The sequence below is a fragment of the uncultured Subdoligranulum sp. genome (assembly GCF_937890665.1).
This window is the reverse complement of record NZ_CALADU010000154.1, coordinates 1-10,827: the sequence shown is the minus strand read 5'-3', so window position 1 is coordinate 10,827 and position 10,827 is coordinate 1. Positions and strand designations below refer to the sequence as shown.

The 10,827-nt window shown below is 65.4% G+C and carries 10 protein-coding genes; all 10 read left to right on the top strand.

Going from position 1 to position 10,827, the window contains the following annotated elements; translation table 11 throughout:
• The first annotated feature begins 397 nt into the window (after nt 1-397).
• The 10 genes from Q0526_RS08820 (at nt 398) to Q0526_RS08775 (ending at nt 10,588) form a co-directional block, all read left to right on the top strand.
• The gene (locus Q0526_RS08820; protein ID WP_298732632.1) at nt 398-1,297 is read left to right on the top strand and encodes a ribonuclease Z; all 900 of its coding nucleotides are present in this window, start codon (nt 398-400) and stop codon (nt 1,295-1,297) included.
• A gap of 3 nt (nt 1,298-1,300) precedes the next feature.
• Entirely contained in the window at nt 1,301-1,651 is a 351-nt protein-coding gene (locus Q0526_RS08815; RefSeq protein ID WP_298732630.1) for a NusG domain II-containing protein, read from the top strand.
• Between the two features lie 16 nt (nt 1,652-1,667).
• The gene (locus Q0526_RS08810) at nt 1,668-2,168 is read left to right on the top strand and encodes a GNAT family N-acetyltransferase (RefSeq protein WP_298732628.1); all 501 of its coding nucleotides are present in this window, start codon (nt 1,668-1,670) and stop codon (nt 2,166-2,168) included.
• A 4-nt stretch (nt 2,169-2,172) separates the two neighbouring features.
• Entirely contained in the window at nt 2,173-3,303 is a 1,131-nt protein-coding gene (locus tag Q0526_RS08805; RefSeq protein ID WP_298732626.1) for an exonuclease SbcCD subunit D, read from the top strand.
• On the top strand, nt 3,300-5,795 hold the full coding sequence (locus Q0526_RS08800; RefSeq protein WP_298732624.1) for an SMC family ATPase: 2,496 nt from the start codon (nt 3,300-3,302) through the stop codon (nt 5,793-5,795). Before Q0526_RS08805 ends, Q0526_RS08800 begins: the two co-directional genes overlap by 4 nt.
• 509 nt (nt 5,796-6,304) lie before the next feature.
• Nucleotides 6,305-7,702 carry an ornithine decarboxylase gene (locus Q0526_RS08795; RefSeq protein ID WP_298732622.1) on the top strand — a complete coding sequence of 466 codons (1,398 nt, stop codon included), beginning with the start codon at nt 6,305-6,307 and terminating at the stop codon, nt 7,700-7,702.
• A 108-nt stretch (nt 7,703-7,810) separates the two neighbouring features.
• Nucleotides 7,811-8,461 carry a Rhomboid family protein gene (locus Q0526_RS08790; protein ID WP_298732620.1) on the top strand — a complete coding sequence of 217 codons (651 nt, stop codon included), beginning with the start codon at nt 7,811-7,813 and terminating at the stop codon, nt 8,459-8,461.
• A gap of 30 nt (nt 8,462-8,491) precedes the next feature.
• Nucleotides 8,492-8,815: a cyclic-di-AMP receptor gene (locus Q0526_RS08785; protein WP_298732615.1), complete on the top strand. Its 324-nt coding sequence runs from the start codon at nt 8,492-8,494 to the stop codon at nt 8,813-8,815.
• Nucleotides 8,815-9,729, top strand: a complete 915-nt coding sequence (locus tag Q0526_RS08780) for a hypothetical protein (protein ID WP_298732613.1) — start codon at nt 8,815-8,817, stop codon at nt 9,727-9,729. Before Q0526_RS08785 ends, Q0526_RS08780 begins: the two co-directional genes overlap by 1 nt.
• A 19-nt stretch (nt 9,730-9,748) precedes the next feature.
• Nucleotides 9,749-10,588, top strand: coding sequence for a stage 0 sporulation family protein (locus Q0526_RS08775; RefSeq protein WP_298732611.1), 840 nt, complete (start codon nt 9,749-9,751; stop codon nt 10,586-10,588).
• Nucleotides 10,589-10,827: the final 239 nt, after the last annotated feature.

Sequence of the window (10,827 nt, the reverse complement as noted above, 5' to 3'; positions counted from 1 at the left end):
GCCCCTGCTCCGCCTTGCTGTATCCGCCGCAGGCGGCGCGCGGCTCCGCAGCTCTCTTGGGCACCCACCGTCGCGCCAAAACCCGTTCTCATGCCGGAAGCGGCGACTCGAACGGGCTTTGACGCTCTAGCGGAATCGCCATCGTCGGCGCATGTCCGCCGATGGCGATGGGATGTTCTTTTCTTGACGAAAAGAACCAAAAGAACTCTCGACAAAAATACCCCGCAGGGATTTACCCTGTGGGGTATTTTTATCTGGAATTTCTTCGGTTCCTTCTTTGCAAAGAAGGAACACCCGGCAAAATGTAAAATTCCTGTGGCGGATTTTTCATCCCTTACAAAATGTGCTATAATGTACCCTGTATATTGGGGTACTGTTGGGAAAGGGGGAGTTTGCCATGCTGACCGTCACCCTGCTGGGCACCGGCGGCACCCAGCCGCTGCCCGAACGGGCACTGGCTGCGCTGGCTGTCACCGTACAGGGCCGCACCCTGCTGCTGGACTGCGGCGAGGGTACCCAGACCGCCCTGCGCCGTTGGGGCGTCAGCGCCTACCGGCTCAGCCATGTGCTGCTGACCCACTACCACGGGGACCATATCCTCGGTCTGCCGGGGCTGCTGCAAACCCTGTCCAGTCTGGGCCGCACCGAACCCCTGACCGTGGTCGGCCCCGTGGGGCTGGAAGCCGTGGCCGCGCCCATCGCCGCGCTGGTGGGGCCGCTGCCTTTTGCCGTCCAGTGGCGCGAGGCCGGGGCCGAACCGTTCGGGGCGGGGCCGCTGGCCGTGACCCCCTTCCCGCTGGAACACCGGGTGCCCTGCTGCGGCTATGCGCTGCATCTGCCCCGGGCCGGCCGGTTTGACCCCGCCCGAGCCAAGGCGGCGGGCATTCCGGTGGCGCTGTGGCGGCGGTTACAGGCGGGGGAGACCGTGGACGGCTTTGCCCCCGAAACAGTGCTGGGGCCGCCCCGGCGGGGCCTGACGGTGGTCTATGCCACCGACACCCGTCCCTGCCCGTCCCTACTGGCGGCGGCCCAAGGGGCGGACCTGCTCTGCATGGACGCTACCTACGCCGACGACGCCGACGGGGACAAGGCCAAGCTCTACGGCCACGCCACCTGCCGGGAGACCGGCACGCTGGCTGCCCAAGCCGGGGTGCGGCGGCTCTGGCTGACCCACTACTCCGCCGCCGTCACCGACCTTGGACCGGGGCTGGCTGCCGCCCAAAGTGCCTATCCCGCCGCGGTGGCCGGTACCGACGGCCTGCGGCTGGAACTGGAGTTCGACAAAGAGGAACGATAAACCGTGACATTTTTGCAAAAACACCGCAAAGATCTGCTTTTTACCGTGGTGCTGCTGGTGGTGGCCGGGGTACTGTTCCGGCTGACCCATCCCGGCGGCGCCGGGGCGGTGGCGGTGCTGCGCTACGGCGACCCCCAGACCGAACAGCGCATCGACCTGCACCAAGACGCCCGGTACGACATCGATACCGGTCTGTATACCATCCATCTGGAGGTGGCGGACGGCGGCATCGCCTTTGTGGACAGCCCCTGTCCCGACCACACCTGCGAGGGCTTCGGCACCTTGCGGGAGGTGGGGGACTGGGCCGCCTGCCTGCCCGCCAAAGCCAGTTTGACCATCGAAGAAGGCCCCTGAACCAAAGGAGTATGCCATGAAACCGACCTTCAAGCAAGTGACCAAGACCCGCTATGTGGAGCAGGTCAGTGCGCTGGCACAGGAAATTTTTGTGCAGCACTACACCAAGCTGACCCCCAAAGTGGCCGCCGCGCTGGCCGAAAAATACCAGAGCGACGTGCTCACCGACGACGAGATCCACAGCGGGGTCATCAACTACTTTTTGATCTATCTGGGCAGCGAGCCGGTGGGCTATTTTGCCATGGACTTGGGGCCGGCCGGGGCGCTTTGCCTGAGCCGCCTGTTTTTGAAAGAAAAGGCCCGGGGACAGGGCATTGGCCGCAGCGTGGTGGCCTATGCCCAAAAACTGGCCGAAGGGGACGGCCGCAGCCGCCTGTACCTGAAAGTCTGGGCCCGGGACCTGAAAGCCGAAATGTTCTGCAAGAAATGCCGGTTCCGCAAAGCGGAAACGGTGCCTATGGAGGTGCTGCCCGGTGTGGTGCTGGACATCACCACCTGGGAAAAACTTTGGAGATGACTGCATGAAATTTTTGCATCTGGCGGACCTGCACCTAGGCAAACGGGTCAACGGGTTCGATCTGCTGGAGGACCAGCGCTACATCTTGGAGCAGGTGCTGGCCCTATGTGACGAACACGACGCCGAGGCCGTGCTGCTGGCCGGGGACATCTACGACGCCCCCGTGCCCCCCGCCGCGGCCTGCACCCTGCTGGACTGGTTTTTGACCCAACTGGCCGCCCGGCGCATCCCGGTGCTGGCCATTTCGGGCAACCACGACAGCGCCGAACGGTTGGACTTCGCCGCCGGTCTGCTGGCCGGGCAGGGGGTCTATCTGGCTGGTCAGTTCCACGGTGCCCCCCGCCAAATCGTCCTCAACGACCGGTTCGGGCCGGTGGAATTTACCTTGCTGCCCTTTGTGCGGGCGGCTACCGTGCGGCATTTTCTGCCTGACCAGAACCTGCCCGACTATGACAGCGCCGTGGCCGCCGCCCTGGCGGCCTGCCAGCCTGCCGCCCCCCGGCGGGTCCTGCTGGCCCACCAGATGGTGGTGGCGGGGGTCTGCCCGCCCCAGATGGCCGGCAGCGAAACCGCCCCCCTGACTGTGGGCACCGTAGATTCCATCGATGCCAGCCGGTTCGAGGGCTTTGCCTACACGGCACTGGGACATATCCACCGGGCCCAGCGGGTGGGCAGCGACACCGTCCGGTACGCCGGGGCGCCGCTGTGCTACCATCTGGACGAATGCGGGGCGGAAAAATCCGTCACGCTGGTGGAACTGGGCCGCCGCGGGGTGGAGGAAATCGACGTTCTGCCGCTGATCCCCCGCCGCGCCATGCGCCATCTGACCGGACCGCTGGCCAAACTCATCGAGCATCCCACCGACACGGGGGATTATATCTGGGCCACCCTCACCGACCCCACGCCGCTGCCCGACGCCATGGCCGCCCTGCGGGCCGCCTACCCCAACGCCATGCGGCTGGACTACCAGCCCCGGGGCAACGCCGCCGGTCCCGCTGACGCCGCCTTGGCCGTGCGGGGCAAACCTTTTGCCGAGCTGTTCCAAGACTTTTTCACCCAGATGAACGGCCGCCCGCTGACCATTGATGAGGCCCGGGCCGTCAAACAGCTGCGAGAGGAGGCCGCCAAAGCATGAAACCCTTATACCTGACGCTGAACGCCTTCGGCCCCTATGCGGGGCGCACCGAGCTGGATTTTTCCCGGTTTGGGGGCAGCGGTCTGTTTTTGATCGGCGGCGACACCGGCGCGGGCAAGACCGCCCTGTTTGACGCCATCACCTTTGCGCTGTACGGCGAAACCACCGGCGAAAACCGCAAAACCACCATGCTGCGCAGCGACTTTGCCGCCCCGGAAGCCGAAACCTTTGTGGAATTGACCTTTCTGCATCGGGGCCGCACCTATCTGGTCCGCCGTTGGCCCGAACAGCAGCGGGCCGCCAAACGGGGCAGCGGTATCGTCAAAAGCCCGCCCCGGGCGGAACTGATCCGGGAACCGGAGGAACCGGTCTCGGGCGCGGTGGCGGTGACGGCGGCGGTGGTCAAACTGCTGGGCATCGACGCCAAACAGTTTGCCCAAGTGTCCATGCTGGCCCAAAACGACTTTACCCGGCTGCTGAATGCGCCCTCCGCCGACCGGGCGGCCATTCTGCGCCAGATCTTTGATACCGCCGACCACCAGCGGCTGGGCCAAGCCGCCGTGCAGCACGCCCGGCAGGCCGACGAAGCCTGCCGCCGGTTGGACGAGGTGCTGCTCATGCATCTGGGCAGCCTGTTGGGGGCCGGTGCCGACGAGGAGACCGCCGCCCAACTGCGGGAATTGCAGGACGCCCACGACCCCTTTGCGGCGTCGGGGGCGGCAGAATTGGCCAAGCGGCTGCTGGAATTTGACGAGGCCATCGAGGCCAAACAGAACGAACTGCTCACCGAACTGGACGAGAAGATCGCCCGGGGAGATGCGGCGGTAAAATTGGCCGAGGAGCGGGCCGCCCGGCGCCGTCAGTTGGCGGGGCTGGTGGACGAGGAGGCCCGCACCGCCGAGGTGCAGCGCCAGACCGAGGCACTGCAAACCGAACTGCAGACCCGCAGCGACGCGCTGAAACAGACCATCGCCGAAACCGAAGCCGCCCGGGCCGCCTTGGGCAAGACCGACACCGAGCAGGTGCGGCTGGAACACCACATCGAACTGGCCGAGAACCTGACCACCAGTTGTGAGAACCTTTTGCGCAGCCTGACGGCAGCGGACGAGGCCGCGGCCACGGCGGCCCAGCGCCAGCAAGCCTACTTGCAGGCCCAGACCGCGCTGGACGAAGCCGAGGCCCAGTACGCGGCCTTGCAGCGGCAGCTCAACGCCAACCGGGCGGGACTGCTGGCCCAGCAGCTTCAGCCGGGGCAGCCCTGCCCGGTCTGCGGCTCCACCGAACATCCCTGCCCGGCCCAACTGCCCCAAGACCATGTGACCGAACAGGTGCTGGAGGAGCGGGAGCAGGCCCTGACGGCCCAGCGGCGGGACACCGCCGCCCAGTCCCGCACAGCGGGGGATGCGGCGGCCCGGTCCGCCGAACTGCGGGCCACCCTGACCCGGGACGCGGCGGCCTTTTTTGCCCGCCGCGCCGGGCGGTACACCGGCAAACCCGCCGAAGAACTGACCCCCGAGGAACTGCGCGCCGCGCTGGAAGAACAGAAGGCCAGCTTGGCCGAAGGACTGGCGGGGCTGCGGGCCCAGCACGCCGAGTTCAAGCGGCAGAGCGACAAGGCCCGGGCGCTGACCGACCAACTGGACAACCTGAACAACCAGCTCAAGGGGCTGGAAAAGCAGGCCTTTGCGGCGTCCCGCAAAGCTGCCAACGCCAAGGCAGGCCATGCCGCCGCGGCGGCCCGGGTCCAGCAGATGCAGGAGACCGTCCCCGACCGGGAGGAAGCTGCCACGCTGGCCAAATTGCAGCAGGCGCTGGCCCGGCTGCGGGCCGACCGCGCCGCCGCCACCAACGCCCGGGATGCCGCCGTACACCGGCTGCACACCAACCGGGCCGCACTGGAGGGCATCGAAAAGACGCTGCGGGCGCTGGCTGCCGCCCGGGACAAACGGGCCATGTGGGACAACCTTTCCAAGACCATCAACGGCAATCTGGCGGGCAAGGTCAAACTGCCCTTTGAACAGTACGTACAGGCTTTCTACTTTGACGGTGTGGTGGAGGCCGCGAACCTGCGCTTCACCCGGATGACCGACGGCCAGTACCGGCTGCTCCGCCGCAAGAGCGAGGCGCTGGCCGGCAAGACCGCGCTGGATCTGGATGTTTTTGACGCCTACACCGGCAAGACCCGCCCGGTGGGCAGTCTTTCCGGCGGCGAGAGCTTTATGGCCGCCCTCTGTCTGGCGCTGGGCATCAGCGATACCATCCAGCAAAACGCCGGGGGCGTAACCATCGAGACGCTCTTCATCGACGAGGGCTTCGGCTCGCTGGACGCCGACAGTCTGGAAAAAGCCGTGGATACCTTGGCCGGTCTGGCCGGGGGCGATAAGCTCATCGGGGTCATCTCCCATGTGGAGGCGCTGCAAGCCCGGCTGACCCGGCAGATCCGGGTCACCAAGACCCGGGCGGGCAGCAAGGCTGAGATCGTGCTGGAATAACGTTGGAATTTCTTTGCCTACTTTCTTTGTAAAGAAAGTAGGAGAAGGTGGGTGGCGAACCGGGAGGTTCGCGCTGCCGGGGAATGTTCCTTTTTGCTTGGGAAGAGGGCAGCCGAGGGACTGCGGCGAGCAGCACAAAACAGGTGCGCTCCCAGACGGTGCCGCTTTTTGACCGCGCAAAAAGCGGCTGAAAAACGCGCCGCTACTTCCGACGCGCGGGGCACGGGTCAAGGGGCCTGCGGGCCCCTTGGCAATCCCCGGGGCTTCGAGGAGGTCGCCCGAGACTCCAACATCGTGGACCCGAAACGGCCCTACGTGACCCCGTTTCCCGTCCGTGCCTATCGTGTGAGCCCATCCGGGCTCCCGATCTGAAACCCCGCCCGCCGTCGCGGGCGGGCCATGGCCGGGTGTGGGTGGTTTTCCTACCGCTTGGGAGCGCGGGATTCCCGGATTATACATTTGGAATTTCTTTGCCTACTTTCTTTGTAAAGAAAGTAGGAACAAAGTCTATGCAATCTATCTTACAACAACAATGTGAAGAACTGGCTGGGCGGCGGTATCCGCTGCACATGCCGGGCCACAAGCGCCGGGTGCCGCCCGCCCCGGGGCTTTCCTGCTATGCCTTCGACCTGACCGAGATCGAGGGGGCCGATGACCTCCACGACGCCGACGGCATCCTCGCCGACGCCATGGCCCGCACCGCCGCCCTCTATGGTTCGGACCGGTGCTGGTACCTCGTGGGCGGCTCCACCGTGGGGCTGCTGGCGGGCATCCGGGCGGCGGCTCCCTTCGGCAGCGAGGTGCTGGTCGCCCGCAACTGCCACAAGGCCGTCTACCATGCTATCGAACTGGGGCACCTCACCGCCCACTATCTGGTGCCGCCGGTGGTGCCGGATTTCGGCGTTTACGGCAGTATGCCCCCCGCCGCCGTGGCCGCCGCGCTGGACGCCCACCCCGCCGTGGCCTGCGTCATCCTGACCAGCCCCACCTACGAGGGGGTACAGAGCGACCTTTCGGCCATCGCCGACCTCTGCCATGCCCGGGGCGTGCCGCTGCTGGTGGACGAGGCCCATGGCGCCCACTACCTGCCCTTGGCCCGGCCCTACGGCTGGCGGGGCGGCGCGGTGGAAGCCGGGGCCGACTTGGTGGTGCAAAGCGCCCACAAGACGCTGCCCAGCCTGACCCAGACCGCGTGGCTCCATCTGCAGGGCAGCCGCATCGATGCTGCCGCCGTGGAGCGGGAACTGGATGTCTTTGAGACCAGCTCCCCCAGCTATCCGCTGCTGGCCAGTCTGGACGGCTGCACGACATGGCTGCAAACCCACGGCGACACCGCCTTTGCCGCTTGGCGGCAGCGGCTGGACCGGTTTGCTGCCGCGGCCCGGGGCTGGCGCCATACCCCCGTGCTGGGGTTGGGGGCCGAAGGGCAGGGCTTCTACGATTTTGACAATGGCAAGATCCTGCTGCGCATCGGCCGGGAAGGCGCTGCCTTTTTACGGGCGGCGGGCTTTGAGCCGGAGATGGTCTGCGGCCCCAACGTGCTGGCCATGACCAGCCCCTGCGACGACGAGGATGCACTGGACCGGCTGGCCGAAGTGCTGACCCGCTGGGATGCCGGGGCCTCTGCCGCCCCGGCGGCGGAAGCGTTGCTGCCGCCCCCCGGCCCCGCCCGGTGTACCATCGCCGACGCTTTGCGCCGTCCGGCCTGTCTGCGCCCCTTGGCCGAGGCCGTGGGTGCCGTGGCCGCCGAGTACGTCTGGGCCTACCCCCCCGGCGTGCCCCTGCTGGCCCCCGGCGAGGAAGTTACCCCCGCCTTTTCCGAGGCGGTGACCGCCCTGACCGCCGCCGGCACCGCCCTGCACCATACCGGGGCCGGGGCGGACGGGAAGCTGGCCGTGCTGGGGTGAACCGCCCCCGCCTTTCGATAAGGAACGGTTGCACTTCCCGCCCAAAAATGCTACAATAAACAGAACTATTTCTTTTGTTCACCCGCTGTCTATGGAGGAACTTCTCCCATGAACTGGATCGACAAACTGGAACGCCGCTTTGGCCGGTATGGCATCCCCTATCTGGTCAACGGCCTCATTCTTGGGCAGCTCGCTGTCGGGCTGTTCATCCTGCTCATCAACCGCAACTTCGATTTGCTGCTCTATCTCAGCCGGGACGCGGTGCTCCACGGCCAAATCTGGCGGCTCATCACCTTCTTGTTCCAGCCTATCTGGCTGGGCAGCGTGCTGGGCTTCTTGAACCTTGTGTTCTATTTCTGGATCGGCAACTCGCTGACCCGGGTGTGGGGCGACTTCCGCATGACGCTGTACATCGCCCTTGGTGTGGTGGGTACCTGGATCGGCGCCTTCTTCACCGGGTACGGCTCCCCCAGCGCCGTCTACCTCAGCATGCTCTTCGCCTATACTTGGATGTGGCCCAATCAGGGCGCGCTGCTCTGGGGCATCATCCCCTTCAAGATGAAGTATCTGGGCTGGTATGAACTGGCCCTCTGGGTGCTCCAATTCCTGCGGGGCGGTTTGGCTACCCGGATCAGCCTGATCCTTGGTATGGCCGGGTTCTTGGCGTTCTTCGGCCGCGAAGTGTTTTTCTGGTGCAAGGATACCATCCTTGGCTACAAGCGCCGCCGCGACTGGCAGAACCGCAACAATCGTTGGTAATCCATCCTACGCTATAAGGAGGTTTTTTCCATGAAACTCATCACTGCCATCGTCAATAAAGAGGATTCCCGGGTCGTTTGTAACGAACTGGTCAAACACAAATTCTACGTCACCCGTCTGGCTACCACCGGCGGCTTCCTGATGGCGGGCAACATGACCTTGCTCATCTGCACCGAGGACGAAAAGGTGGATGACTGCATCGCCATCATCTCCCAGTTCTGCAAGCAGCGCACCGAGATCGTGCCCGGCACCGCCACCTTGGGCTTCGGCATCGAGAGCGCCATGCCCATGGAAGTGACCGTGGGCGGCGCCACGATCATGGTCACCAACGTGGAACGCTTTGAAAAACTGTGATGCTGGACCGTCTGGCCGGCAATGACGCGCTGAAAGCTGAGCTGGGCGCCGCGCTGCGCACCGGCCGGCTGCCGCATGCGGTCCTGCTGGTAGGCGAGGCAGGCTGCGGCGCGGGCTTTGCCGCCCGGTGTCTGGCCGCCGACTACCTCTACCCCCAAGGCGGTCCTCACGCCGAGGCCGTGCTGAAAAAGGCCGACACCGAATGCCTCGTCCTGCAGGGCGAGGGCGCCAGCGGCCAGATCCCCGTCAAGCGGGTCCGGGAAATGCGGGAGGCGATCCAGCATTCCGCCCTTTCTACCGACGCGGCGGGTCGGGTGCTCTTCATCTACGGCGCCCAGAACCTCAACGGGTCGTCGGCCAACGCCATGCTGAAGATCATCGAGGAACCTCCCGAAGGGGTGCTCTTCCTCCTGACCGCCACCAGCACCGCCACCGTGCTGCCCACCATCCGCAGCCGCTGCGCGGCCTACACCATCACCCCGGTGCCCGCCGCCGAGTGCGCCGCCCTGCTGCGCCAGCGCGGACTGCCCGCCCCCTTGGCCGACGAACTGGCCTTTCTCTACGAAGGGCATATCGGCACCGCCCTGCGGGCCTTTCAGGACGCCGCGGTGCGCACCGCGCTGGCCCAAGCCAAAGAACTCTGCGGCTATGCCGCCCAAAACGACACCTACCGTGCGCTGGCCCTGCTGACCAAGTACGAGCGGGACCGGGAAGGTTTTCTGGCCCTGCAGTGGCAGCTCGACCAGCTATGCAGCGCCGTGCTGCGCCGCCCCGACTACGGGCAGCAGTGCGGCGGACTGCGCCCTGCGACGGCGGCAGCGATCCTGCGCGCCGGGGCCGAGGCACGCCGCCATGTGACCGCCAACGGCAACCTGCGTTTGGCCGTGGCGGTGCTGGCGGCCCGGATCGCCTAACGAGATAAGGAAGATGCCCATGAAAGTAATTTCTGTAAAATTTAAAGAGAATGGCCGGGCCTACTATTTTGATCCCGGCGACTTTTCCGTCAAGGAAGGGGATTTCGTCATCGTGACCACCGCCCGGGGCACCGAATGCGGCGAGGTGGTCCGCGGCGCCCACGAAGTACCGGGTTTTTCCCGGGAAGTGAAGCCGGTGATCCGGGTGGCCGACGCCGTGGATGTGCGCCGGATGCGCCAGAACCGGGCCGACGTACAGCAGGCCTTTACGATCTGCGAGCAGCGCATCGCCGCCCACGACCTGAAGATGAAGCTGGTGGACGCCGAGTATACCTTGGACCGCAGCAAGCTGGTCTTTTACTTTACTGCCGATAACCGGGTGGATTTCCGGGAGTTGGTCAAGGATCTGGCCGCCCAGTTCCACACCCGCATCGAACTGCGCCAGATCGGCGTGCGGGATGAAAGCAAGATGCTGGGCGGGCTGGGCCTGTGCGGGCAGCCCTTCTGCTGCAGCCGGTTCTTGAAGAACTTCCAGCCGGTATCCATCAAGATGGCCAAGGAACAGGGCCTGAGCCTGAACCCCGCCAAGATCAGCGGCGCCTGCGGCCGCCTGATGTGCTGCTTGGCCTACGAGCAAAAGAGCTACGAGTACCTCAACTCCATCACCCCTACCCCGGGCAGCATCGTCCGCACGCCGGACGGCGAAGGCACCGTGCTGGAGGTCAATGTGGTGGCCGGAACTTTAAAGGTCCGCTCCAATGTGGAGATCTTGGCCCCCCGCATCTACAAGCGGGAGGAATGCGTCTATCTGCGGGGCGGCAAGCGGGTGCCCAAGGCCCCCGACCCCGAACAGGACTAAGCCCCGTCCCACAGGCAGTTGGGCCTGCGGGGGAAAATTTTTCAAGATATGGCACTTGCGAATTTTTATGCAATGTGTTACACTATCTGTAACGCAGTAGGCACCAAAAACCCGCTGTGGCACCATACCGGGAAGCAGCCGTGCAGGGCCGGTAGGGGACATCAATCAGCACGGAGATAAGGAGTTCACGATGGCTCATACCGTTACCAGCGAGTGCGTTGCTTGCGGTGCATGTGTTG